21 protein-coding genes, 2 other RNA genes and 2 pseudogenes are annotated in these 25,616 nt (G+C 54.2%); 8 read left to right on the top strand and 17 right to left on the bottom strand.

Translation table 11 applies throughout. From position 1 onward, the window contains the following. Positions 1-83: 83 nt before the first annotated feature. Positions 84-1,877, top strand: coding sequence for an N-acetylmuramoyl-L-alanine amidase (locus TLL_RS01270; protein WP_164920663.1), 1,794 nt, complete (start codon positions 84-86; stop codon positions 1,875-1,877). On the opposite strand, the gene ssrA is transcribed toward TLL_RS01270, so the two are convergent. The 3 genes from ssrA to TLL_RS01255 all read right to left on the bottom strand — a co-directional run bounded on the left by ssrA (position 1,875) and on the right by TLL_RS01255 (position 5,170). Continuing rightward, positions 1,875-2,260: a transfer-messenger RNA gene (gene ssrA / locus TLL_RS01265) on the bottom strand. The two genes, TLL_RS01270 and ssrA, sit on opposite strands and share 3 nt — an antisense overlap. 308 nt (positions 2,261-2,568) lie before the next feature. After that, a complete protein-coding gene (locus tag TLL_RS01260) occupies positions 2,569-4,275 on the bottom strand; it encodes a helicase HerA domain-containing protein (protein ID WP_011056105.1) in 1,707 nt (568 codons plus the stop codon). 85 nt (positions 4,276-4,360) lie between these two features. Continuing rightward, on the bottom strand, positions 4,361-5,170 hold the full coding sequence (locus TLL_RS01255; RefSeq protein ID WP_011056104.1) for a TPM domain-containing protein: 810 nt from the start codon (positions 5,168-5,170) through the stop codon (positions 4,361-4,363). Positions 5,171-5,372: 202 nt separating this feature from the next. On the opposite strand from TLL_RS01255, the gene TLL_RS13110 reads away from it, so the two are divergent. Then, the gene (locus TLL_RS13110) at positions 5,373-5,675 is read left to right on the top strand and encodes a DUF2949 domain-containing protein (RefSeq protein ID WP_011056103.1); all 303 of its coding nucleotides are present in this window, start codon (positions 5,373-5,375) and stop codon (positions 5,673-5,675) included. Here TLL_RS13110 and TLL_RS13425 read toward each other — a convergent pair. The 10 genes and pseudogenes from TLL_RS13425 to TLL_RS01200 all read right to left on the bottom strand — a co-directional run bounded on the left by TLL_RS13425 (position 5,658) and on the right by TLL_RS01200 (position 14,859). Continuing rightward, a complete protein-coding gene (locus TLL_RS13425) occupies positions 5,658-5,843 on the bottom strand; it encodes an HNH endonuclease (protein ID WP_407635180.1) in 186 nt (61 codons plus the stop codon). The genes TLL_RS13110 and TLL_RS13425 overlap by 18 nt on opposite strands. A 352-nt stretch (positions 5,844-6,195) precedes the next feature. Beyond that, positions 6,196-6,726, bottom strand: a pseudogene (locus TLL_RS13420) (transposase); the annotation flags it as partial. Positions 6,727-7,440: 714 nt separating this feature from the next. Next, entirely contained in the window at positions 7,441-8,223 is a 783-nt protein-coding gene (locus TLL_RS01230; protein ID WP_197524122.1) for a glycosyltransferase family 4 protein, read from the bottom strand. A gap of 566 nt (positions 8,224-8,789) precedes the next feature. Further along, positions 8,790-9,191, bottom strand: a complete 402-nt coding sequence (locus tag TLL_RS01225) for a class I SAM-dependent methyltransferase (protein ID WP_164920660.1) — start codon at positions 9,189-9,191, stop codon at positions 8,790-8,792. Next, on the bottom strand, positions 9,184-9,717 hold the full coding sequence (locus TLL_RS12985) for an asparagine synthase C-terminal domain-containing protein (protein ID WP_197524121.1): 534 nt from the start codon (positions 9,715-9,717) through the stop codon (positions 9,184-9,186). Before TLL_RS12985 ends, TLL_RS01225 begins: the two co-directional genes overlap by 8 nt. After that, positions 9,714-11,082, bottom strand: a pseudogene (gene asnB / locus TLL_RS12815) (asparagine synthase (glutamine-hydrolyzing)). The gene TLL_RS12985 and the pseudogene asnB (TLL_RS12815) overlap by 4 nt, the downstream one beginning before the upstream one ends. 79 nt (positions 11,083-11,161) lie before the next feature. Further along, positions 11,162-12,370, bottom strand: coding sequence for a glycosyltransferase family 4 protein (locus tag TLL_RS01215; protein WP_011056098.1), 1,209 nt, complete (start codon positions 12,368-12,370; stop codon positions 11,162-11,164). Continuing rightward, on the bottom strand, positions 12,367-13,464 hold the full coding sequence (locus TLL_RS01210; protein WP_011056097.1) for a glycosyltransferase: 1,098 nt from the start codon (positions 13,462-13,464) through the stop codon (positions 12,367-12,369). Before TLL_RS01210 ends, TLL_RS01215 begins: the two co-directional genes overlap by 4 nt. After that, complete coding sequence (locus TLL_RS01205; protein ID WP_164920659.1) at positions 13,461-14,225, bottom strand: FkbM family methyltransferase; 765 nt, start codon at positions 14,223-14,225, stop codon at positions 13,461-13,463. Before TLL_RS01205 ends, TLL_RS01210 begins: the two co-directional genes overlap by 4 nt. A 154-nt stretch (positions 14,226-14,379) precedes the next feature. Then, a complete protein-coding gene (locus TLL_RS01200) occupies positions 14,380-14,859 on the bottom strand; it encodes a hypothetical protein (RefSeq protein WP_164920658.1) in 480 nt (159 codons plus the stop codon). A gap of 67 nt (positions 14,860-14,926) precedes the next feature. Between TLL_RS01200 and TLL_RS01195 the strand changes: the two genes are divergently transcribed. Continuing rightward, positions 14,927-15,693, top strand: a protein-coding gene (locus tag TLL_RS01195) for an IS5-like element ISTel4 family transposase (RefSeq protein ID WP_164920657.1) whose coding sequence is annotated in 2 segments (ribosomal slippage) — positions 14,927-15,302 and positions 15,302-15,693 — 768 coding nt in all. Because the reading frame shifts where the segments join, the coding sequence is not laid out codon by codon here. On the opposite strand, the gene TLL_RS01190 is transcribed toward TLL_RS01195, so the two are convergent. Both TLL_RS01190 and TLL_RS01185 read right to left on the bottom strand, forming a co-directional pair. After that, the gene (locus TLL_RS01190; protein ID WP_164920656.1) at positions 15,590-16,330 is read right to left on the bottom strand and encodes a glycosyltransferase family 2 protein; all 741 of its coding nucleotides are present in this window, start codon (positions 16,328-16,330) and stop codon (positions 15,590-15,592) included. The two genes, TLL_RS01195 and TLL_RS01190, sit on opposite strands and share 104 nt — an antisense overlap. An 849-nt stretch (positions 16,331-17,179) precedes the next feature. After that, on the bottom strand, positions 17,180-17,527 hold the full coding sequence (locus TLL_RS01185; protein WP_011056093.1) for a hypothetical protein: 348 nt from the start codon (positions 17,525-17,527) through the stop codon (positions 17,180-17,182). A gap of 1,564 nt (positions 17,528-19,091) precedes the next feature. Here TLL_RS01185 and asnB (TLL_RS01180) point away from each other — a divergent pair. Then, positions 19,092-21,074, top strand: a complete 1,983-nt coding sequence (asnB, locus tag TLL_RS01180; RefSeq protein WP_011056091.1) for an asparagine synthase (glutamine-hydrolyzing) — start codon at positions 19,092-19,094, stop codon at positions 21,072-21,074. Between the two features lie 134 nt (positions 21,075-21,208). Here the strand turns inward: asnB (TLL_RS01180) and TLL_RS01175 are convergent, their stop codons facing one another. Beyond that, entirely contained in the window at positions 21,209-21,457 is a 249-nt protein-coding gene (locus tag TLL_RS01175) for a hypothetical protein (protein ID WP_011056090.1), read from the bottom strand. Further along, the gene (locus TLL_RS01170) at positions 21,454-22,125 is read right to left on the bottom strand and encodes a PHP domain-containing protein (protein ID WP_164920655.1); all 672 of its coding nucleotides are present in this window, start codon (positions 22,123-22,125) and stop codon (positions 21,454-21,456) included. The genes TLL_RS01175 and TLL_RS01170 overlap by 4 nt, the downstream gene beginning before the upstream one ends. A gap of 120 nt (positions 22,126-22,245) precedes the next feature. Here TLL_RS01170 and ffs point away from each other — a divergent pair. From ffs to nadA, 4 genes are all read left to right on the top strand, one after another. Next, positions 22,246-22,342, top strand: an RNA gene (ffs, locus tag TLL_RS01165) — signal recognition particle sRNA small type. A gap of 23 nt (positions 22,343-22,365) precedes the next feature. Next, positions 22,366-23,010: a bifunctional phosphoribosyl-AMP cyclohydrolase/phosphoribosyl-ATP diphosphatase HisIE gene (gene hisIE / locus TLL_RS01160; protein ID WP_011056088.1), complete on the top strand. Its 645-nt coding sequence runs from the start codon at positions 22,366-22,368 to the stop codon at positions 23,008-23,010. 78 nt (positions 23,011-23,088) lie between these two features. Further along, a complete protein-coding gene (crtD, locus tag TLL_RS01155) occupies positions 23,089-24,633 on the top strand; it encodes a C-3',4' desaturase CrtD (RefSeq protein ID WP_011056087.1) in 1,545 nt (514 codons plus the stop codon). Positions 24,634-24,651: 18 nt separating this feature from the next. Beyond that, the gene (gene nadA, locus TLL_RS01150; protein WP_011056086.1) at positions 24,652-25,611 is read left to right on the top strand and encodes a quinolinate synthase NadA; all 960 of its coding nucleotides are present in this window, start codon (positions 24,652-24,654) and stop codon (positions 25,609-25,611) included. The last annotated feature ends 5 nt before the right edge of the window (positions 25,612-25,616 follow it).

The raw sequence follows: 25,616 nt of genomic DNA, 5'->3' as shown, positions 1-25,616 counted from the left end.
CAAGTATGCTGAGCACGTTTGAGGGCGTGGGTTGGCGAACCAACTGAACCGTGGGATTGCGCATCGCTGGTGGAGGAAAGGGAATGGAGCAACTGTGGCATTCTTGGCAATTTCGCGCTGTGGTGAGTTGTCTATGGGCACCTACCGCCGCGTGGGTTATCGCTCAGCCGGCTACAGCCAGGGATCTGCAATTGTGGCGCCTCAACCCTGCCACGAATCAACTGGAAATTCGCACCGAACGCCCTGTTCAGCCCCGTGCTGAGTTGGTCTATAACCCGACCCGTCTTGTCATTGATTTGCCTGGTGTCGTTCTCGGCAGCCCCCAAATGAGTCAAAACTACAGTGGTGCCATTCGCCAAGTGCGGGTTGCCCAGTTTGACCCCCAAACCACGCGGATTGTGGTTGAATATGCGGCGGGTTTTACAATTGACCCGCAGCAGGTGCGCTTTCGAGGAGTCACAGCCAATAACTGGTTGGTGCAACTGCCCCCACCCCAGCAGCAAACCGTTTCGCTACCAACGCTGGCCCCAGCGTCTTCCTCTTCCACCCCTGCGATAACGCCCACAGAGCCCCTGCAAATTCGCAGTTGGCGGGCCGATGGGACGGGTTTTCTCGTGTTTGCCGATCGCCCCTTGTCCGAAGAAAGTTACACCATTCGCCGTCCCCGGCGCGATCGCATTGAAATCCTTCTTAGCAATAGTGAACTCATTCGCAACTTTAGTCCTCGGCGCTTGGAACTGCGCCGCTTTGGTCGGGATCCCATCCGTGCCGAAATCCGTGCCCAGAGCAACCGCCAAGTCCAAATCACCCTCGATATTGATGCCCAAGATGCCGATTGGCAAGTGATTCCCCGTAATGATGGCTTCGTGATTGTGCCCTCAACCACGGGAATGACACCGCCGCCCCCCCCACGACCTAGTGTGATTCCTGCGGCCCGTGCCCAAACCCCGATCACAACCATCCAACGCGTTGACTTGGGGGGACGAGAGTTGCTGATTCAGGGGGATCGTACCGTTTTCTATAGCGTGGGCTGGGAAGGCAATCGCTATCGCATTCGCCTACGGCAAGCACAGTTGGACAGTAACCTGCGCAAACCTCGCGTTGTCACCGGTAGCCCCCTGAGCAATATTGAGTTTCGCCAAGAGGATCATCAAACGGTTTCTATTCTCCTGACCCCAGCGCCCAACTTTCGCATCCTTGGACCTCGTCCTCTCTCTGGGGAATCCTTTGTGGTGCAAATTCAAGGGGTGAATGACTCGCCCCCGAGTGTCCCAACACCCATCGATATCCCTCCCACAGCCACAACCCAGCCCCCCCCTCAGGCCGTACCCCGGGGTCGTTTTGTGGTGGTTGTTGATCCTGGACATGGCGCAAGCGATCCCGGTGCCATTGGTATTGGTGGCATTCGTGAGAAGGATATTGTTCTTGATATCAGCCTGCAAGTTTCGCAATTTTTGCAACAACAAGGTGTGCAGGTGATAATGACCCGCACTACCGATATTGATTTAGACTTAGCTCCTCGGGTAGCCATTGCCGAACGGGCACGGGCAAATGCCTTTGTAAGTATTCACGCCAATGCCATTAGTCTGGCTCGCCCCGATGTCAATGGATTGGAAACCTACTTTGCCCCCGGACGCTCCAGCCGCCTCGCAACTGCCATTCACAAGAGTATTCTCAGCTCCTTGAACATTCGCGATCGCGGGGTACGATCAGCCCGATTCTACGTCATCCGCAATACCTCAATGGACTCTGCCCTTGTCGAGACAGGATTTGTCACGGGTGCGGAGGATGCTGCCAATTTCCAGAATCCGGCATGGCGAACCCAAATGGCACGGGCGATCGCCCAAGGGATTTTGAATTTTTTGAATGGGAAATAATGGAGCTGACGGGAGTCGAACCCGTGTCCGCCCTAGCTATTCATCGACTGCTCTTTCACAGGCTTAGCCTTTTTGACCCTCAGGCGGGGACTGTTCCTTATCCCGAACAGTAGGATGCTCTGGTCGAGTCTTTGCTAAACAGCCCACCAGAGAGAACTGTCTAGCGCATCCGTTGGGGTTAACCCGCTGCCCTTAACGGAGTCGGACAACGAGTGCTCGAACCTGTTTAGAGGTCTTAGGCTACCGCAGCAGCTTTACGAGCGAAAGGAACGATGTTGTTCGCAGTTACTTTTGGCTTGGACTCTGGATTAACGAGAGATAGTCCACTCTCGACCTGCATCACAGCCCAACTTTCACTAGGACGTCGAAGCCGTTTCAGCCCCTTGGGTAGAGCTACTTTTAGGTTAGCACATTTTCTTGGAGTTGACCAAAACGCACGACAAGCCCCGCCGCTCAGGGCGAGGAAGGATAGCGCGGACGAGGTGTCGTGCCGTAATGTATTTATCAGCAGCAACCACGCTGATCGACGGCGGGACACGTCGGAAGTAACGCCGGGGAAAATACGAGCAGCGGTTGCGCACTCGGCCCAGGAACCCGCCGAAGCGACTCAGGAGCGGTTAATGCACGCTTGAGCGCCGTAGGACTCTTTGGCCTTCAAGCCAGGGGGGATGTCAAAACAGGTAGTTATTAGCTATTCGAGCGACCTCCGGCCAACGGTTTGCGGTTTAGGACGGGGTGCTGGGTCTGCCGTCGCCACCTGACGATCCAACTGTTTGTCTTCAGCAAAATACTCTTGCCACAGGGCAGGGGCATCCAGCGTGTCACCCCCGTGAGTCGTCAAGCGTTGCCGCACCCGGCAGAGGACGGGGGTATTCACACAGGGCCCAGCAATAATCACTTGCCCCTTACTGAGGGCGGGCAGTTCTCTGAGCAAATCTCGACCAGCCGCTTCGACGCCATGCTTCAGGCTCTCTTGATCTACGGGGTTGACAATCCGCAGAATAAACTGGCTCATACACTGGGAGAGAACATCGCTATCCAGTTTGCCCGGACGCTGAGTAATCAGTCCCACCCCTAGGCCAAATTTACGGCCTTCACTGAGAATCGTGCGCAGCACCCGCTTACATTGCGAGGGTTCATGGGCAGGGGCAAAGCGATGGGCCTCCTCAATCAAAATAAAAACTGGGTAAGGTAGGTATTGCTCATCGCCTTCATAGACCTGGCCTTTTTGGGTATTCATGCGGGCATGGTTAGCCTGGCGCAAAATTGCGGTGGCAATGACCTGCTGCTCCTCAAGGGGAATCTCATTCATTTGCAGAATGGTCACTTGGCCGGGGGTGAATAACTGCTTCGGCGGTAGGTGCTCATAGGCATGGAAATAGTCGGAGCGCTGCATTTTTTCCAGCTTCCAAGCCAAAGCATCGGCAGAGGACCCCTGCTTGACATTGCCCTCTTCATCTTCAACGCGATCCACCTCATAGACCGCTGCAATCAACTCTTGGGTACTCCAATGGCCATCGTGCTTGCGAGAGCGGCGGCGTACTTCATCATAGGCTTTTTTGAGAATGGCCTGCTGGCGATCGCTCATTGGGGGAAGCAGGGTGAGAATATCGTAAAACTCAAGGGAGGAGACCCGAATTTTAACGTTTTCTGGTCTAATGATCTTCACCTGGGGTTGATAGCCATCTTCCCCTTGAAAAGCGGGGTGTCCCCTCATTTGGGTCAAGGTGTCGTATTCCCCATGGGGGTCAAGGATCAGCACCGCTGCCCGATTTTTGGGGGACAGCAATTCCTCCACCAACACACCTGCGGTATAGGATTTTCCTGACCCTGTCCCTGCAAGGATGGCCACATGGGTACTCACCAGTTCTTTGACATCAAGGGCAATGGGAACAGCGCCCTCCTCGCGCAACAATAGCCACCCGATATGAGCAGCCCCCGGCATCGCTGGCTTTTTCTTGTTGAGGACCTCCTGTAGCAGGTGATCTTCCGCTAAATAGACCTTGGCACCGGGTAGGGGCAGCCGCCGCAAATTATTAAAGCCAAAGGCCCTATGAAATTCGCCGATCACTTCTACGGTCATCTCATAGAGTTCCGCCGGTTCACAGGTAAAACCAATTAGAGCAGCCACAGCACCGGGATTCAGTTCGTAATCGGCAAACATGCGATCCGGCAGATGCTCAATCAGACGGCAGCCAGTAATTTTACCCAGGACTTGGTGAACAGCACCAGCAGGGGACTTCGAGGTCACACTGGGGGAATGGCTCAACTCGTAATAGACAAATTCACCGATTCGCACAGGCTGGGGATCAGCAGTAATAAAGACGTATTCACTACCGCTGTCGCCAGGGCCTTTGACAATGCCAACAATATGACGCGAGGAATAATGACTGTTCATGGCACAGGATGGGCTCCCTCACCAAGGTTATCGTGTAGCTAACCCCAATCCTAGGCGATTTTCCAATCCAGATGCTTAAAGGTGCCTATTCCTCAGGTACGAGGGGTGGGCCACTGGGTGCAGGAATCAAAAAGGCAACAATGGCACCTAGGGCAAAACCGGCCACATTGCGCAGAACGGGTAGCCATTCTTGGGTGCGCACCACAACAGGGCCAAGGCCAAAGGCAAAGAACAGCATCCCCCACAGCGGCGAAAAGAGAAGAATCCATTTCCAAGCTACTTTTTCATCGGCACGGCGGGGACGAGCGACAAATCCCAAAATGATACCGCCAAAGATCGAGGTGGCGAGGGTAAGGATCCATTGCTCTTGGGGCAATCCCGGCACAGCACGGCAGCCGCCCTGGGCAAGGCAGGTTTCAATGGCATGGAGAGATTGTAGGATTGCCTGATCCTCGCCATTATCGCGGACAAAGTATTGGTTGCCAAAGCGGGTTTGCAATTCCACCCAAAAGGTGCGCTGGAGGACGCGGTAGGCGGTGTCACCAACATTAAAGTTCAAGAGATTGCCGCCCCGCGTGTCGGCCACTAGGAGAATACTGCGATCATCTAAGTCCCAAAAATCTCGCACTGCCAAGCCGGGGGTGCGATCGTACTGGGTGAGGACACGCAATTTCCAGCCCGTCTGTGCTTCAAATTCTGCTAGTTCGCTGTCAAGGTGTTTTTTTTGAACGGGTGTCAGAATTTCTGCTAAGTCAACGACATTGGTTGGCTCAGCGGGTAACAACTCTGGATTGTTGAAGCCATGGGCAGGGGCGATCGCCCCCAGCCAGCAGAGGCTGACAAGCACCATCCCTAAAGCAATTTGGCAAAACCAGCGCTGAAGTTGCTGAAGCATCGTAATAAAAATTTACAAATTGGGCATCTTTTTTAATTATCTTAAGGGTATGCTGCGAAACATTGCAATCAGCCCCAGGGTCTTCTCAGGTGATGTGCCGCTTTTGTTAAATTCGCCCTATCCTGAGAATCCCGTTGCTATACTGCATGTCTAAACCCCTAAATACACCGTTATCCCTGTTAATCAACCACTGTTACCTGCAATGCTCTACTCTCCTCAACTGTTCCACTATCTTGAACAGGAACTGGCATTGCCCCCGCAGAGCATTGCTATGGCTGTGCGCCAATGGCAGCAGCAACGGGCTTCGTTGCCAATTATTCTTTGGCAGTATGGTCTGATGACGTTGGAGCAGTTGGATTGGATTTTTGAGTGGCTGGATCAAACCCGGGGCGATCGCCTCCCTCAGTCGAGTAGCAAGGAGACATTACTGCCATCTTGTCCCTCTAGGAACCGGACGTGCGAGTTTCCCCGCATCCGGCTTAAGCCTCTACAAAGCCTCTTGTGACAGGAGCCGGCTGTGTTGACAACTGCGACTATGCACCTGTTTGTGGCAGTGTGTGTGGATTAAGACGAGGTTGTCCAGTTCATCTGTCCCACCCTTGTGGCGGGGTAGGCTGTGATGAGTTTCCACAGGGGTGTCCTGTGTGATTGGCTCGCCACAAACTGGACAGATTCCGCCTTATCGTTTCCAGACAAGCCGTTTGGTTCTTCGATACTCGTTCAGTGGTTCTTTAGTTTTTCCGATGGTTCTGGAAGTACTCTTCCCATTTGGGCAGGAATGGATTAGCTTCACTTTTGATTTTGACATGGCGTTGTATGGGTCTGCCTGACGCTTTGATGAGGTATATGGCCGTCAGGTTGTTTTTCTTGGCCTTCAATAGAGTGCTGAACACCCAATTCTTATTGCCTACCTTGTGAAGTATTTGTTCCTAATCCATCTGGTAGGTTGGTTTGGGTGCCTAGGTCGTGCCCATTGCCATAGTTTGAGCCGAGAAGTGTTGAATCCCGAAACAAAACTTAACATTCTAAGTGATGAGTTGCTCTGGCTGCCAATCAAAGCACCAATGCACTACCGAGCACCCACGACTGAGTTCGAGTTGCAGATATCGCAATTTATCTAATAGCTTCCTCCCAAAGTATTTAGGTACATCCACTAGCTCTAAAATTAAATATACAATTAGAAACATATAAATCTGATTCACCATTCCCTTCAAGCTCTTTGCAATCAGCCTGTCTAAGGATAAATGCATCTTCAGAAATTTCCATAGATTCTCAATCGCCCACCGATGCCGATATAGTTGACTCACTTCCTCATCACTCAGATGCTTTAGATTCGTCGCAAGACAAAACTCCCTTTGATTCTCGTCATAAAATTCAACTACTCGATATCTATGATCATTGAACTTCATTCTCATATTATTTTTGAGACGTACAACAAATAAACAGTTCCTCTCACTCAGTTGCTCTAAAAATTTCCAACTTGCAAACCCTCTATCCATTACCACAACAGCATTCTCAGAGATCATTCCTAGAATCTCCTCTTGAAAGCTCAGGTCATGTCTCTCCCCAAAAAGAAATCACCGCTTTACCCAGAATATTCTCTGTTAAATAAATCCTGTAATTAACTTCACTTGATGATATTGATAGAAAAAAGAGTTCACTCGTCAGGCTAATGACAGTTGAATCGATAGGAAACACCATCAGAATGGAAGAATGATGTCTCTTTTTGCTTGAGACATCAAGTGAGTGTAAATACCTTCGAATAAGCTGATGTCCTGAGTTTTGTTGGCTTTCGAAAAAGTGAAGATGTCTACCTTAATTTGAGAATAGACTTGACAAGAGTTGCAAAAGATGACGTAGTAAATTTGTATTCTTCCTTCTTCTAAGGGAAGAATATGACATTTGTTCCCTTTTTTCTAGCCTCTTAATCTATCTTGCAACACTTCTGCAATAGAACCATTTGACCATGCATAGATCCGCGCTCGCTTCAGCGCACCGATTAAACCCGGATCGGAATGGACTACAACGTCTGCCGCTAAGGACTGCCAATCGAGTGTCCAAGAACAACGGGGAACAAGGGTGCGCGCTCAGTTGTCCCCCTTAGCTGGTGATGGATAGTGGCACGACTCACCTGAAAAATTTGAGTAGAGCATTTGAATGACAGAATGAAAAAAATGCTTAAGAGACAGGCCTTGATTAGCGGTAGGGCTTTAGAAAGCGACCTGCTGTACTGCGTCTGTCTCTAAACTACCATCCAGCCCAAGCCCCGCTCAACTTTTGGCCACATCAAGAAACAATTCTGCCACCCTGTCTCCCCACACCTGTAATGAGTATTCATGTTCTACTTTGCGGCGCCCGGCTGCCCCCATGCGAGAGCGTAGATCGGCATCGTTAATCAAAGTCTCAATCGCGTGCCGCCACTCCGCATCGGTACTGGCGAGAAACCCGTTGACACCGTGCTCGACAATCTCACAGTTCACACCAACCGGTGAAGCAACCACTGGCAAACCGCAGGCCATGTACTGAATTAGCTTGTACCCGCATTTGCCGCGCTCCCATGGCGCGTCAGGTAAAGGCATGATGCCAATGTCTAACGCAGCCAGTTCGGAGGCCTCTGTTTTTTCAGCCCAAGGGCGAGGTTCAAATGGCGTACCCAAGAGTTGTTCACGACGCGCCCCAATAGCCACACAGCGAATAGAATAGCGGGTACTTAGTTCCCGCAAGGGTTCCTGCACTATGTGCAAGTAATTGGCCGTAGAAGGGGACCCTATCCAGCCAATTGTCACAACAGCCTTGTCATGATGAACTACAGTTATGTCATACCGCTTAAGGTCAACTACTGTCGGCACGACGACGACTTTTTTTGCCCCAGCGTCGATAGCGCGCGTTGCAATGTACGGATTGCCAGCCATGACCAGATCGGCACACTTCATCAGCGAGTCTATCTTTCTTCCCAACAATTTATTTACCAGAATTGATCGAGATTGATCGTAATTATGAAAAATCGCATCATCAAAATCTAAAATAAAAGGAGGAGCCGATTGTAAAAACATTTTTTCGATCCAATCGGGTAACCAGGGGAATAGCTCTTTCTCAATCCATAAAATGTCAAATCTCCCGATCCTCAATAGATCAAGGATTCTTTTCCAATATCGACTCAATATATTAACCAGAGGTCTAGACCCTGAGTAAAGGGATTGAATGTACCCGTCATTCAACAGGGGACATATCAAGGCTTCGATACCAGCCTCCTGCAGAAGCGGCAGATACTGCATAAACCGTACACGGCTACTCGCCCCAAGCGATTCGTACCTCGTTAGAATGAGCACTTTCATTGTTCTGTTAACTTTGAAAAAGTGGATATGTCCACCCTAATCCCTGAATTATTCAAGGGATAAAATAATGCTACTATGCTGGTTAACCCTTGGTCAAGAATGTAGATCAACCAGATTTTGAGGAATAATTGAGAGTTGAGGACGGGGTAGTCACACGGGCTGAGCGGATTGACAATACACTTGACAAGAGTTGCAAAAGATATCGTAATAGACTGATTGTTTTTTCTGCTTTTGAGGAAAAATACAACATTTCTTCTTTTTTTTCTAGTCTCTTAAACTCTTTTTCAACACTTCTGAGCGCGAGTAGTATCTGGGAGATGGTGAAGCACCCCAAGTGAATACCCGAAATCCTGACTGTTTGGTTCAAGCGGCATGTCGGAGGTGCTCGCATTTATAAAGCTAATATTGTGAAAGACGGCCAGATTACGTTTTGCTGCAGCCAGCGCCTTTGAGGAAGGATCTATGCAAGTGAGGTGCCCAACTTTGGCGGCTACACCCCTTGCCCAGCGGCCAGATCCACATCCCATATCAAAACCCCATGAATTTTGAGGCAGACTATCCCATGGGAAGATTCGGAAATAGCTCTCAAAGAGTCGTCCATATTCCGTTTTGTCAAGGATAGATTGATCGAAATGCAACCATTCATCTCCAAAGGACTGAACAGTCTTTGTGTCTACATTATCCATTTAAGTTCTCTTTCCAAGCTTGTAACATTAGTATAACCCACAGCTGGTACGTCCAATCGCGTCGTCGTGAACAGTGTTCCTGCCAAGCTCCCTGAACAGGAGCAGGCTTAATCAAGCCAGCACGCCCCAGCGCATTTTCTGATAACAAATCCTCGGCCCAAGGACGTAGCGGTCTGCGCAGCCATTCATCGATTGGAATAGCGAAACCGGCCTTTGGCCGCTCGATTAGTTCGCGGGGTATGTACCGATACAGCATCTGGCGTAGGATCCACTTGCCTTGGCCGTTTCGGATTTTCATGGCCGTCGGTACCTGCATCGAAGCCTTGAGCACGCCGGGGTCGAGGAAGGGCGTGCGCGTCTCGAGGCTGATGCCCATCGCTGCCCGGTCCACCTTGCGTAAAATGTCTTCGGGTAGGTAGCTGCGCATGTCCTGGAACATCATCCAGGTGGCGGGGTCGGGATCGAGAAGCGCAGGGGTCGGATCGTCGAGCGAGCACTTCGGATGCCCCACCTCACTGAGTATCATCCGGAACCCAGCCACAAGGTCACCAGGAAACGGTAAATATCCTTGTAATCCCGCACAGTCCGCAGCCGATCGCCAAGCCGATGTACCTTGTCTCCAAGAAGCGCAACCCGACGGGAAGGCAGAGCGAAGTGGTTCAGCCGGTCCCAAAGCTCAATGGGAACTGCATATATCCCGCGCCCAAGCACATGGCGCAAACCACACGGCATCCACACCAGCTTATCCGAGATCCGCGGCCCCCAGAAATACCGGTTGTAGCCGCCGAAAAGCTCGTCGCCACCATCACCCGACAGCGCCACCGTAACGTGGCGGCGGGCTGCGCGGCACACGAGGTGAGTGGGGATCTACGAAGGGCTCGTCGTACACGTCGGGCAGATTCGGGATCACCTCGCGCGCCTCGGACTTGGTCACGGTTAGCGTCGTGTGCTCGGTCCTCAGATGGCGGACTCCGGCCTCGGCATGGGGGCTTTCGTCGAAGGCCGGATCCTCGAAGCCGATGGTGAAGGTCTACACCGGGACGTCTGTCACCTTCCGCATCAGCGCCACGACCAGCGAGCTGTCGATCCCGCCGGATAGAAAGGCGCCCAGCTGGACGTCGGGGATGAGCTGGCGGCTAACGGCAGTTTCGAGGGCTGCCTCGACTGCGGCGATCACCTCCCCCTCATCTGTGAAGCGCTCCTGCGCGCCCTGCGCGACCAGATGGGCAAGCGACCAGTAGCGCCGAATCGACAGCCCCTCAAAGGAACCGCCCGGGCGCAATGGAGCAGTCGGCGGCGCTGCGGTCACCGGCCCAGAAAGTTCAAGGATGCAGCTGGGCTCGAGCTTGAAGACCCCAGGGTGGATGCTCCACGGTGCGGGCACATAGGCATACCGGACATACAGCCCCAGCGCCTCGCGGTAGATCTCGCGCGGAAAGTCTGGATAGCGACGCAGCGCCTTCAGCTCCGAGCCAAACACCAGGTCGCGCCCGGCCCAGCCCCAGTAGAGCGGCTGTTCACCGATGCGATCGCGGGCAAGGAAAAGCAACCGCGCCAGCCGGTCCCAAAGGGCGAGGGCAAACATACCGGTAGCTCAGGTAAGCGTCTCCTCAAGGCCCCAGTGTTCTATGCTGACTAGAAGCGTTTCTGTATCTGAATCCCCGCGCCAGACAGAAACAGCACCTGCATTCTCAAGCTCACGGCGCAGCTCGAAATGGTTGTAAATCTCGCCGTTGTACGCAATCACAAACTGCCTCGAGGGCGAGACCATGGGCTGCGCCCCGGCCAGCGAGAGATCTAGGATTGAGAGCCGCCAGTGGTCAAGCGCGATGCCCTCCTCAGTCCACACCTCGCCATCGTCGGGTCCGCGGTGATAAAGCGCTTCCACCATGCGCCTAGCTATAGCTATGGACGCGAGGTCAGAGTGGTGGGGGCCGCTGCCGGCAAGGATCCCGGTCAGAGCACACATGTCAGGTACCCTCTGTCCCGAAAATGCGGCGATAGAGGCGGTCATAAGCCACAGTTCCGACTTCAAGCGAGAAAAGCTCTTCGGCTGTTCGGCGGCAGCGCGCCGAAAGATCGGAGTCGGCCATCAGCGCCTTGAGCTCATCGAGCGCGCGGCGGACTGCCTCGGGCGACGGATCGTCGAGAACCACGCCGACCCGATTGTCGCGCACGATTCGCGCCACATCCCCCACACCCTCGTTCGCCACCACGGGAAGACCAGTCCCCAGGACTTCAGCCAGGCGGGTGGGCGATCGCCCCAGCTCGGAAACCGCACCTCCCGCGTAAAACATCACCGATAGATGATGCTGGCGGACGGCGTCCGGCATCTCTTCCGGTCTGCGGCTGCCAATCTCGAGCCGATCTCCCAACAACCCTTGCGGATCGAGCGCGGTGCGAATGCGCGCCGGATGATCGCGCGAAATGATCGAAAAGCGCGCCGCTGGGTCACATTCGGCGACAGTTGCGATCCATGCCGTAAGCCAGTCGATGCGGAACCAACCACTCAACAGCGTGCCGATACACCCATGCACCATTGGCCCCACCGGCGGTCCATCAGGTGGTGGAGAGAATCGATCCAGATCGGCGCAGGTGGGAATGACGGCAATCTCCTGACTCGAAAGCTCTGCAGGGTAGACCGTGCGCAGATATGCGACGGCGGCATGGGTAAGTGACACCACCGCAGCTGCGTCGCGTAGACAGAGGCGTTCGATCATGGCGATCACACGATGCAGTAGCGAACCACGCCGAAGCCGGCCGGCCGTGATCAGCTCCTCCGGCCATAGGGCCCGCATGTCGAAGATGAACGGCGTTCCCCTTAGCCGCCATACCGCCCATGCCACCGCAGCCGGAAGGTAGGAGCGCGTATGGATGAGCCCGACCCGGCCCGCCCGCACCTCCCGCAGGGCGAACAGAAACATGGCCAGCAGCCTCATGGCCGAGGCAATCAGCTTCGGCTTGCGGCGAAAGCGGCGCATCTCCCACCGGATGCCATAATGCATACAGTCGACACGGGCACGTTCAAGCGCAGCGTTGTCGGCCAGATCCTCCGGCTTTTCATGGGTGTAGAGCGTGATCGCGTAATCGCCTGACAGCCCGCGCAGATAGGCGATGATCTGGCTCTGCCCCAAGGGCTCGAGAAGGCCGTTGCAGGTGAGGTAGAGAACGGAAGTCATGCAAAACTCAAGAGGTCCAGATACTTGCGCGCTGCGATCTCAGGCGCGAAATCGGCCGCGCGTTGCCGCAGGGCATCGCGATCCACAGGGGAATCGAGGACTGCATCCATGGCCCGGGCCAGCGCCGGCGCATCCCCTACCGGAACAAGGCGGCCGAACCGCCCCTCCGCAAGGATTTCCGCCGGACCCGAGGGGCAGTCGGTGGAAACGACCGGCAGGCCGAAGGACAGGGCCTCGACGATCACGTTGCCAAAGCCTTCATAATCGGAGGACAGGACGAACAGATCCGCCGTGGCGTAGAAGGGTGCAGGATCGGGGTGGAAGCCAGCGAAGATCACCCGGTCTGCAATCCCGAGCTCGGCGGCCAAAGCGCGCAAGGCAGCCTCGTTCTGACCCTTCCCGAGGAGCATCAGCTTTGCCTCGGAACGTGGCAGCATGGCAAAGGCGCGCAACAGAAGGGCGTGGTTTTTCACCGGTTTCAGAGCGCCAACACTCAGGATGCGCGGCCGCCCAGTTTCCCACAGTGCATCGACAGCCTGCAGCACCTCTGGTGAGGGCTGTTTCGCTAGACGAACAGGGTTGTAGATTGTTTCAAAGCAGTCTAGAGCCATTCGCGACAAGGCGGCCATATCGGCGCAGGCTCCATGCGACACGCCCACGCGAACCGAGGCGAGCCGATAGCCCACGCAAGTCGAGAATTGCAGGGCAAAGGAGTGAAGTTTGCCCCACGATGCGTATTGCTGCGAGAGGATGGAATGCTCGCTGACTAGCACCTTTCCCCGAAAACCGGCAATAAGCGCGGCAATCGGCGCGAGGGCAGTCAATGGCCACATCGCTGCGATCAGGGCATCAGGACGGCGTGTGCGCAGATAGCGGGCAAGGACCGGCACGACGTTCCGCGCCCGAGGCGCATTAAGGTCCACAATCGGGTAGCCACGCCGCGCCTCGGCCAGAAGCTCCCCTTCGGCACGCATGAGAACGAACTCAACCTCATGGCCCAGCCGCACGAATTCCTCAGCAAGGACAAGGCCTAGCCGCTCGGCTCCGCCACCACGCAGGTCGGGCAGGAGAAGGGAGATGCGTGCCAATCTCACACCTCCTCAAGACGGGCCAGCCTGTTGCGGTCATCCAGCGCTGTCACCCGATAGCCGTGGCTTTCCAGGAGAGAGGTCGCGTCAGTCTCGGGGCCCAAGACTTCGAAAATGATCGCCCTGATCCGTCGCAAGGAATCGCCCGCGCCCCTAACGGCCGGAATCTCCATGCCCTCAACATCAAGCTTCATCAGACTAACGCAGGCGACATCAGCAAGAATGTCCTTCAGCGTTGTTGTCATAACCGGAACCGCCCCCGTCACTGAAGGAGTACCAAGCCGCGCTTGCCCAAGCTTGCCCGGCGGCGCGGTCGCGGTTGCGCTATGCCCCGACACCTCGGAGAGTGCCGCTTCCACCACCCGGACATTGCTCGCGCCGTTGAGTGCAATATTATCCCGCAGAACGGCCGCGGTCTCCGGCATTATTTCGATGGCAATCACCTTGCCGCGAGGGCCGACAAGTTGGCTCGCCAGCACAGTGTAGAACCTGATGTTGGCGCCTGCGTCAATAAAGGTGTCTCCTGGCTTCAGCAAGAACCGGACAGCACGTTCGACCGCCGGCTCCTGCCCGGGAAGGGCGTGGAAGAGATCGTCTGTACGACCACGAATGCGAAACCTTCCCACACCCTTGGCTATGACAGTGCATTCCTCATCCACCATCGGGAATTGCCATTCGTCCAGATCACGCAACGCCGACAGTGGGGCTTGTAGTAGGGCTCGGCGCAGGATACGTGCACTTTCGGGATCACTGCCGCGTATACGCATGCCGACATGAGCCCAGACCCCAATGCGCCCTGCGTATCGATACGCTCGACCTGCAACTCTCCATAGTGGTGTTGGAAGCAGCTTCTTTAGCCCTCGTCGCAGACTCTGACCCTTTCGACCGGGTTCAGCCTGCGGCTTGCCATCCCTCAGACTTCTACGCGTCATACAAACTCTCCTTTTCCAACTTTTCGGGTAACGCCGGTTTTTTCGAGAGGAAACGGCGCATCCGCCGGATCGAATCCCGCTCAAGAAAAACCGCTAGCATCAAGCTATTCGCAATGCGGTGAAGAATCTTGGCCCGGTACGGGTACCGAAATAAAAGGTAAATAAATTTAAAGGCACGATAAACTTTACCATGTGCTTTCGATGGAAGCACAATCGATGATGCAAGCGCGCGAACAGTCCTTATCAAGTTTTTTTCCAAACGAACTTTTAGATCATCATCTATGGCACTTACATGGACTAAATCTCTTAACTTTGTTACTGAAGATATAATCCGACTAAGTACAAATAGGTTCCATCTTTCGTGATTTGAGATTCGGTAGCCTCGGCCAGACGATCGTTTCAGCACTCTGCCCAGAACCAAGGGTTCTTCAACGCCGGCAATTGGCCCCATTAAAAGGGCACGAAACATTAGATAGTGCCGTCACGAGTTTATGAGATACTGAGCGTGTGTCTGGACTGTATTATAGGACCGTGCCATGAGGACACCTGACTACCGTCGCCACGATATTTCCGACCGGGTTTGGGAGCGGTTGGAACCGCATCTACCTGGACGCCGAGGGAGCTGGGGGGGTGTGGCGAAAGACAACCGGCAGTTCATCAATGCGGTGTTCTGGATACTGCGCACCGGCGCCCCTTGGCGGGATTTACCCCCGGAGTACGGAGATTGGAAGAACGTGCATCGAAGGTTCTGCCGCTGGCGAGACAAAGGCGTGTGGGAAAAGGTCCTTGAGCAGTTGATCGACGAGCCCGATTACGAATGGTTGATCATCGATGCTACTCATGTCAAAGTCCACCCTCATGCCACAGGGGCCAAAGGCGGCAACCAAGACATGGGCCGTACAAAAGGGGGCTCAATACCAAGATACATCTGGCCGTGGATGCGCATGGTATGCCGCTGCGAATGGTTATCACAGCAGGTACCACTGCGGATTGTCGCCAAGCTGCAACCTTGATCGAAGGAATCGATGCAAAGTACCTGTTGGCGGACAAAGGCTACGACAGTGATGCCCTCATCGCCCAAGCCAAAGAGCATGGGATGCAGCCTGTCATCCCTTCGCGCAGACATCGCAGACAGCGACGTGAATGCGACAAGCAGTTGTATCGGCTTCGTCATCTGGTTGAGAATGCTTTTTTGCATCTCAAGCGTTGGCGAGGTATTGCCACGCGATACGCCAAAAATACGGCTTCTTTCCTTGCTGCTGTGCACATCCGTTGTATCGCCATTTGGGCATCAATCTCGTGACGACAGTATCTAGAGGCCCATCTTCGATAATACTTCCCCCAATCATTGGTGGAAATTGACTAAAAAGTATCTTCGAGTAAGCAAATGTTGGCGGGAGAAAAGGGAGAGGGTTACCCGAGAGATAGCATTCCAGGTTTACCTTATTGTCATCTTTTATGTACAAAGTCCTTCGTGCTTCTGGACATTCCTCCGAAACTTGGATCATAGCGCTATGAAGAAGCACGGGCTCTTTGTTCGATTTCAGCCATTTCTCAACAAGCATCTCTACTCGATGTGGGAATGAAACATCATCTCCGGCAGCAACCACCAGAAGCTCGCCGCACGCCATTTTGGCAACAGCTGATACATGAAGGGCTGTGCCGAAATTGAGTTCACTCTGACGCACCAGTACCCGATGTGGCCCCCTATACTCACACGCCATCTGTTTCATGATCTCAAAGGTGCCGTCGCTCGAACAGTCGTCCGATAGGATGATCTCGAGGGGCGAGTAGGTCTGTGCGAAGGCGTCCTCGACTGCCTCGCGAATGTATTTCTCCTGGTTGTAAGCGAAGACAGCAAAGGTGACCAAGGGACGATCTGTCGTGCCGTCCGGGAGGTTCTTTTTGCCATAGGTGCGGATTATTGCTGTATCATCCATACGCAAAGCATTCTTCCCCAGTTGGTGAAGACGTCGAGTCTGGCCCTGGTTTCGATCTTATCAGCGAGGTAGATAAGTCCCTATGGGTAAGGAGAAATGTCATTTTCACAGCCAATACCACACTTGCGGCCTCAGACCAGCGCGATGTCAGCTCGAATGCAACAGCACCAGCAATAACAAGGCTAGTCTGTGCTGCCACAGCGCGGGACCACAGGAAGGCAAAGAAAGTTCGAGGGACCATCATAACTAAGAAATAAGAAAGAAATATAGACTAGGAAAGCAGGTGGTATAAATTCCAACATAAATTGCAAGAAAGGCAACTCGCCCCCCAAACACCGCCGAAGCGGGCAATCCAAGAGCAACGTTAAAGACCAAGACCCTGATGCCTAGCGGTTCGATGAATACAAAGTTCTTTCCAGCCTCCTGTGTGAGAATTGAATTACATAACTAACCGGCCAACTCATTACACTTTTAGTATGTCGCCCAAGCTCAAAAGGTGCCAGCGAAGGACTCCAGCTCCTGGGCCGAAGGCGTTCGAGTAGAGGAGTCCAATCACCCAGCGTGCTAGGCCTAGCATCAGCACCAAAACCGGGATACAGAGAAGAAGACCAACCTCGGTGTGTTGATTGACTAGACTGAGTAGGCGCCGACCCTCACCGTGATCACTGATTACTGCTGTCAGACGCAGATAATAGTCTGTACTCATGGCACTAAGGATAAAATAAAACTGATGTAGGTCGTGTCGATCGCCCAAGCGGCTTGGAACTGACCGAGACTGTCGGTGCCAAGTTTGCTCTGGACAAGGGCGCGCATGACTAGATGCTCGAATAGCAGCCCGAGCTGGCGAACCTAGAGAAGTACCAGAAAGAAGGTTGCCGCAGGAGCGACCAAAACCATGGTCAAAAGCCCCCGCTTGCCCCAGAGCCAAAGCTTGCTGATCTCAACAAATTGAGCCAAACATGCCCGCGCTGACATTGATCCGAACCAGATGCCTACCCCCCGCAGACTCGTCAGCAGCGCTGCTTGAGAGCCAACTGCAATCGTCAGCACGACCCCAACAGCGAGCCAGACCACGTCACCCGCCTGATTCGGATCATTACGAGCACCGCAATACACTCGCTGAAGCTCCCTAAAAAAGAGCGTTGAGGACTGCAAGCCCCAGCGTGCCGCAAAGAGTGCCAACGGCTTCACTCCCATCTTCCGCGTTCGCAGCAGTGATCTGGAGTGATCTGGACATTGCCCACGCCCAAACCGGTGATGCCGAATGCTGTCCCCAACATGTCTTGCAGCAGCACTGCCGCCGCCTTCATGCGCAGCAGGCCCACCACAATATTGAGGACACTGGCTCCGCCAATCATCGAGGACGAACGCAAGGCCAGTCGGGTAGCAGGGGGGCATTACTGCCCCCTAGCCCCCTAAGAACCGGACGTGCAAGTTTCCTCGCATCCGGCTCAGGCCCCCCAAAACCCCTCATTTAAGAGGAACCGGTTGTGTGTACAACCTTTACGATACTCATCTACAGCCTGCCTACCCTTGGTGGGAGGGTTGGTGACCGCACCAGTGACTCAAGGTCACCGCCATTTGCTTTGTCACCATTAGGGAGGTTCTATAGATTTTCTCGTAATGGGGAACCGACGGGAAGTCTGCCCTCTTTCGAGTGGGATGATGTTGAATGTCCTGCCAGCATTCTCAATCCCTATCTAACCCATTACAGGCTAGCATTCGCTTTTTCCCGTCTCCTCTACCCGCACTTCCATGGGTGTTCCTCGCAGTCCACTTGCCTTGTGCTTGGCCTATCAAGGCGGAAGTACGGGCTTACCGCGTTCCAACCAGATGACGCGAGGGGTTAGGTGGTGACTTTACCCCGGTGGAGCTAATGTCCCCGTACACCTAATTAGGAGAGGTGTAGCCGTCCACTTGCCATTTTGGCCCAGGCCTGTCAGCGTCTTTGGCCTGCTGAGAGTAACGAGGCTTCTGGCGTCACTTCACTTACGTTCACCATACCCTCAAGCCTAGCTCCCTATCACCTGACGCTGGTGAAGTTGCTTCCTCCTCACGGATTCGGCTTCAACCTTGCGGTTCGGGCTACGTTGTCGGGAGGGCTTCATACCTGACCGTTACCAGTCACGCATGCCTCCCTAGGCTACGGTTGGGGGCACAACCGGTCCCGTTCTAGCTTGTTGGGCTAGTGGGACAATCATCTGGCTAGCTTTCGCGTCGCACCCTAATGTCTCATTCTTTATTGGAATAGCTATAAGTACCCACTATCCTATTCGCTGTGTGGCTATTGGGGCGCGTCGTGGCCAACTCGTGGATACGCCATTTGAACCTTGCCCTTGGGCTGAAAAAACAGAAGCCTCCGAACTGGCTGCGTTAGACATTGGATCATGCTTTTACCTGACGCACCAGGGGAGCGCGTCAAATGCGGCTATAAGCTGATTCAGTATCAGGCAGCTTGTCTACCGGTTGTGGCGTCCCCAGTCGGCGTAAACGTTGATATTGTTACACCAGGCTATAATAGTTTTCTCCCTGTGGCACAAGAAGAGTAGCTTCAGTCATTGGCGGAACTGATACTGAATTGGCGGTTTCGAAAACATATGGGCGAGGCTGGCCGCCGGCATGTGGAGGACAACTACTCATTGCAGGTATGGGCGCCACGAATTGTAGATATGATATTTTGAGGTTGCGAGAGCATCTGGGCGCACGTTTTAAACAGCCATGACCAGATCTTTGTGATGATGAGGTTTATCAAAACTGACTGATGTGTGGTCTGACCGGTTTCTGGCAACCTTGCGGTTGTCCCACAGATGAGGTAAGCGCTACCATTCAGCGCATGGCGGATACGCTCGTCCACCGCGGGCCGGATGATGTTGGCGTATGGGTAGATACAGAAGTGGGCATTGCACTGGGACATCGCAGGCTCGCTATCCTCGATTTATCCCCTGCCGGCCACCAGCCCATGGTGTCTGCCACGGGGCGTTACGTGATCGCCTTTAACGGGGAGATTTATAACCATCTGGAATTGCGCGAGGAGCTCTCGAAAGTCGGCGCAGGCGGAACGGCACCAGTGTGGCGTGGTCATTCCGATACAGAGACATTGCTCGCAGCATTCGCAGCATTGGGTATTGAAAAGACACTCAAGCGCGTCGTGGGAATGTTTGCCATAGCCCTCTGGGATCGGGAAACGCGTACGCTCACACTGGCGCGCGATCGCATGGGCGAAAAGCCGCTCTACTATGGCTGGGTGCGCGACGCACTAGTATTTGGCTCCGAGCTCAAGGCATTGCGGGCATATCCAGGGTTTGACAATGCCATTGAGCGGCGATCGCTAGCTCTTTTCATGCGGTACGACTACATACCCGCACCGTGGAGCATCTACGAAAACATCTGGAAGCTACCCCCAGGTTGCTTTGTGCAGTTTAGGGCAGCTAGCCATGGTGGTGAGCCGCTAGCTGTGGGCAGTAGAGGCAACATCAAGCCCTACTGGTCAGTGCGGGATGTGGCAGAGAGGGGGCTCGCTAATCCCTTCACAGGTCGTGAGGCTGATGCAGTAGAGGAATTGGAGCGGCTCCTTAGGCAAAGCATCGCCGGCCAGATGATGGCGGACGTGCCCCTAGGAGCGTTTCTTTCGGGTGGAATTGATTCCAGCACCGTGGTGGCGCTGATGCAGGCGCAGTCAAGCCGAGCAGTCAAGACCTTCACCATTGGTTTTCACGAGCAGGACTACAACGAGGCCAAACATGCCAAGGCTGTGGCTTGCCATCTGAGAACAAACCACACTGAGCTTTATGTAACGCCCCAAGAGGCCATGGCAGTCATCCCAAAGTTGCCCTCCCTATATGATGAACCGTTCGCTGATTCCTCACAGATTCCCACCTTTTTGCTAGCTCAGCTGGCGCGGCAGCAGGTGACGGTAAGCCTTTCCGGCGATGGGGGTGATGAGCTCTTTGGGGGGTACACCCGTTATTTTTTGACACATTCCCTATGGCAGCGGCTCGCATGGATTCCGTTACCTATGCGCAAGCTCGCAGAGCAAGGTGTGCTGGCAATTTCGCCTCAGACATGGAATCGTGTATTTGCTCTCTTAGCTCCGGTGCTCCCAGAACGCTTGCGCTTTCGCCTCCCCGGCGATAAGCTGCACAAGGCAGCTGCCCTATTTGTAACCAGACGACCAGAAGACATTTATCTGCGCTTTGTTTCCCATTGGCATGATCCGACTTCCCTAGTGATTGGTACCGAAGAGCCTAGAACAGCTCTGACCGAGCCAGCGACTGTGCTGGAGGGCGCCGACTTTGAGGCACGCATGATGTATCTCGACAGCATCACCTACCTACCGGATGATATCTTGGTGAAGGTGGATCGTGCGGCGATGGGGGTGAGTCTGGAAACTCGCGTGCCGCTCCTAGACCACCGCATCGTGGAATTTGCTTGGCAGCTGCCCCATTATTTCAAGATCAGGAGGGGGCAAAGCAAATGGCTGCTGCGCCAGGTACTCTATCGCTACGTGCCCAAGGAACTAATTGAACGGCCCAAGATGGGTTTTGGCATCCCCCTCGATCAGTGGTTGCGTGGACCGCTAAGGGAATGGGCGGAGGATCTGCTCTCTGAAGAACGGCTCAAGCGCGAAGCTTTTCTCAATCCAGAGCTAGTGCGGCAAAAGTGGCAGGAGCATCTTTTAGGTCGGCGGAACTGGGCATACCATTTGTGGAATGTGTTGATGTGGGAGGCGTGGCTGGCTGCCTAGAATGTCTAGATTTCTCTTGTTGGTCATTGAAGGATCACTTTCATAGGAAGGACTCGATTCTGACTGCAATCACAAAAAGGCTCGCGATCGCCCCCCCTTAGAATTAGCCGCCGTAGGTCGTTGACTCTTCTTGCCTATTGGGAAGATGGCAAAGCAGGGCTTGGCAGATTTGGCAGATGGCGAATAACCTGTGACCATAGAAGCTGTAGCTGCTCCCACAGGCGATCGGGACCAATCCCAAAAAAGATTTGCAATAGAAAGACAATCAGGGCAATTTGAATTGCGGTACCCACCGTTACCTTGAGTACCTTGATTAACCCACGAAGCACCAGCCAACTGATGGCGATCGCCCCCAGGGTGATCAGAATTTCAGTCCCCGTCATCGGCGCACAAGAATATCTTGGCCGTGGGTATCCGTGCCGCAGGTCTCTAGAAGCTGGTGTTCAACGGCCAGCCTGTGTACCAAAGCGGTAGTTTCTGGTGTCGATTCCCACGGCTCAGGATTGCCGTAGCAATAGTAGGTTTCTACCCCATCAATTCCCCGGGCTACGGCAGCAGGAATCAATTGTTCAGCAGGTAGACGATAGCGAGCCGGGTGCGCCAAAATTGCCAAGCCGCCCGCCTCATGGAGAGCCGCAATCACCCGCTCCGCCTGGGCCCATTCGCCTTCGGGGGCGCTGCCCATGGCATAGCGATGCAGGATTGGGGCATGGGGGTCAAAGCCATAGCCAAGGATATGTACTTCGGTATCAAGCAGTTGGGCGGTAATTTCAATACCCGTGTAAACCTGGGGGCGGTCCGTTCCTGGATAGGCTTCTACGTATGTTCGCGCCTGAAAGTAACCCTCGAGGGCGTGGTGATCGGTAATGGCAAAACCTTTCAGACCGTGGATCATTGCCTGTTGCGCCACTTGCTGCGGTGTTAGCTGGCCATCCGAACAAATCGTGTGGAGATGAAAGTTATAGCGATAGGGACAACTGGTTGCCGTCAACGTCCGAAAGAGACCACGGAGAGTCTCAGCCTGCGTCACCATCAGTGCAGCAAGGGTCATAGGCATTACCAAATCTTACGCTGTTACCTCTTTAATATAAACTTTCTTTAAGAAACTAGGAATAAAGATTCCTAATAGGGCGATTTATGGGCTTGGATGACCTGTGCTATGATCCAAGTTGGCTCGGAATCATGCGATCGCAACGCCTCAACCTTGTCAGGTCCGGAAGGAAGCAGCAATACGGGATGCTTGCGATAGGCGTGATCTCCGGGTCACCCTCTGAAGAACTGCCAAGGATTGATGCCCGCCACTGCCCTTAGCCTCCCCCTAGATGAGATTCGTTACGATGAACGGGGTTTAGTGCCAGCCATTGTCCAAGACTATTTGGACGGCACTGTACTGATGCTGGCGTGGATGAATCGAGAATCGCTACAGAAAACCCTTGAGACTGGTCGCACGTGGTTTTGGAGTCGATCGCGCCAAGAATTGTGGCCGAAGGGGGAAACCTCTGGCCATGTGCAGTGGGTAAAAAGTATCCGCTATGACTGCGATAGTGATGCGCTATTGCTCACTGTAGAGCAGGTGGGGCACATTGCCTGCCACACAGGCGAGCGTAGTTGTTTTCACCGCCATGGTGCCAAGGGGGAATCGATTGAGCCACCGCCTGCCGACACTCTCTCACAGGTGTATAACATTGTTTGCCAGCGGCGGGATTTCCCGCAGTTGCAGTCCTACACGTCTAGCCTATTCACTGCCGGGGATAACAAAATTCTCAAGAAGCTGGGAGAAGAAACGGCAGAAGTTGTCATGGCCTGCAAAGACGATGATCCAGAGGCGATCGCCAGCGAGGTAGCAGACTTGTTTTACCACACCCTGGTTGCCTTGGCCTATCATCGGGTGTCTTTGCGGCAGGTCTATGAGCAGCTTCAGTTGCGGCGGCGCTAGTTGATCCCCCTTTTCCTTGTCAGCCCTGGCTTCCCGTGGCTACAGTGCTAAGTACTGCTCATTGACTTAGGAATAACAATGGCAAAGCATGTGGTCGTCATTGGCGGCGGCATTGGTGGTCTGACGACAGCAGCCTTGTTGGCCCGACGGGGCTACCGCGTTCAACTATTTGAACAGGCGGCCCAATTAGGCGGCTGTGCTTCAACCTTTCAGCGGCGTGGCTTTACCTTTGATGTGGGTGCCACCCAAGTGGCGGGTCTGGAGCCGGGGGGGATCCATGCCCAGATTTTTGCTGAATTGGAGATGCCTCTGCCGCCCGCAACCCCCTGTGACCCCGCCTGTGCGGTGTATCTGCCGCAGGAAACAACGCCCATTCATGTTTGGCGCGATCGCGATCGCTGGCGACTAGAACGTCAACGCCACTTTCCCGGCAGTGAGCGATTTTGGCAAGGCCTTGAACAACTTTTTGCCATTAGTTGGCGATTTCAGCAGCGGCAGCCAATTTTGCCCCCCCGCAATGGCTTTGATCTGTGGCAACTGGTGCAAGCCCTCCGTCCCGATACCCTCCTCACGGTGCCCTTCAGTCTAATGACGGTAACCGATTGGCTGAATCTCTGTGGTCTGGGGAGCGATCGCCGGCTGCGGCAATTTCTGGATCTGCAACTCAAGCTCTACTCCCAAGTGGACGCCAGTGAAACAGCATTGCTCTATGCGGCCACCGCCCTCTGCCTTTCCCAGGAGCCCCACGGTCTTTACCATCTCCACGGCAGTATGCAGGTTCTCAGTGATTTGCTAGCCAATGCCTTGCGGCGGGATGGCGGCCAAATCTACACCCGTCATCGGGTGCATGACATTGCAGTCGAGGGAGGGCGTGCCGTCGCCGTCCAGGTGGAAAACCTAAAAACAAAAACCTTGGAGCGCGTTGAAGCCGATCACATTGTGGCCAATGTCCCTGCCCAAAACCTGCCCCAACTCCTTGGCGATGCCCTTCCCCCTGGCTATGCCCGCCGCCTAAAAAGACTGCCTCCGGCCTCCGGTGCCTTTGTCCTCTATCTGGGAGTGAAGGAGGCCGCCATTCCGGAAGTCTGTCCACCCCACCTGCAATTTCTCTACGATCCTCAGGGGCCAATTGGCGAAAACAACTCCCTCTTTGTTTCTGTGAGTCAACCCCAGGATGGCCGTGCTCCCCAGGGCTATCGTACCCTGATTGCCTCCAGTTTTACTGAACCGAATTTCTGGCGGCAGCCCGACTTAGATTACACCGCCACCAAGGCACAATATACCCAAACAGCTCTGGAACGCCTAGGGGAATTCTTTGATCTGCGGCCTGAGTACATTGTCCACTGCGAAGCGGCCACTCCCCGCACCTTCTGGCGCTACACGGCACGAATAGATGGCATTGTCGGTGGCATCAGTCAACGCCTGAGTACCTTTGGCCCCTTTGGCTTGGCAAGCCGCACCCCCATTCCCCACCTGTGGTTAGTGGGAGATTCCGTGCATCCGGGGGAAGGCACTGCCGGCGTCAGCTATGGTGCCCGTGCCCTTGTCCAACAGGTGGTTGCCAGTGATAGCAATTTTGGTAAAAGTCACTATAATAGAGGGACACTGAGGCTAATCAATTGATGAGGAAACGGACACACTGTGTTTGCTACCCTTGCTGCCCCCCAACCCCCCCTTCCCCTTGATCTGGTGGCCGCTATCCAGGACCTGAAGCGGGAACTGAACGCGGTCATTCTGGCGCACTACTACCAAGACCCGGCCATTCAGGATGTGGCCGATTACATTGGTGATTCCTTGGGGCTCTCACGGCAGGCGGCCAGTACTAATGCTGACGTCATTGTCTTTGCAGGGGTGCATTTCATGGCGGAAACCGCCAAGATCCTCAACCCCGATAAGTTAGTACTGCTGCCCGATTTGGCGGCGGGCTGTTCTTTAGCAGATAGTTGTCCTGCAGATGCCTTTGCTGCTTTTAAGGCGCAGTATCCTGACCATTGGGTGATTTCCTACATCAACTGCTCTGCCGAAATTAAGGCCCTCAGTGACATTATCTGCACCAGTTCGAATGCGGTGAAAATTGTCCAGCAGTTGCCGCCGGATCAACCCTTGATTTTTGCCCCCGATCGCAACCTTGGCCGCTACGTGATGGCGCAAACGGGTCGGCAAATGGTGCTTTGGGAGGGCAGTTGTATTGTCCATGAAACCTTCTCAGAGCGACGTATCCTCGAACTCAAGGCCACCTACCCCAACGCTCAGGTCATTGCCCACCCCGAATGCGAAGAGGCGGTGCTGCGCCATGCCAATTTCATTGGTTCAACAACCGCCCTGCTCAACTACAGCCAAACTGAAGATTGTGACACGTTTATCGTTGTCACTGAGCCGGGGATTCTCCACCAGATGCAGCGGCGCAACCCTCAGAAAACCTTTATTCCTGCACCGCCTCAGGATCAGACCTGCAATTGTAATGAGTGCCCCTTTATGCGTCTGAATACCCTAGAAAAGCTCTATTTGTGTATGCGCGATCGCAAGCCCCAAATTGAGCTGCCCGAGGACCTGCGCCTTGCGGCCCTCAAGCCCATCCAACGCATGCTGGAAATGTCCTAAAGTTT

This window comes from Thermosynechococcus vestitus BP-1, assembly GCF_000011345.1.
Lineage (GTDB): Bacteria > Cyanobacteriota > Cyanobacteriia > Thermosynechococcales > Thermosynechococcaceae > Thermosynechococcus > Thermosynechococcus vestitus.
This window is presented reverse-complemented; position numbering and strand designations above follow the sequence as displayed.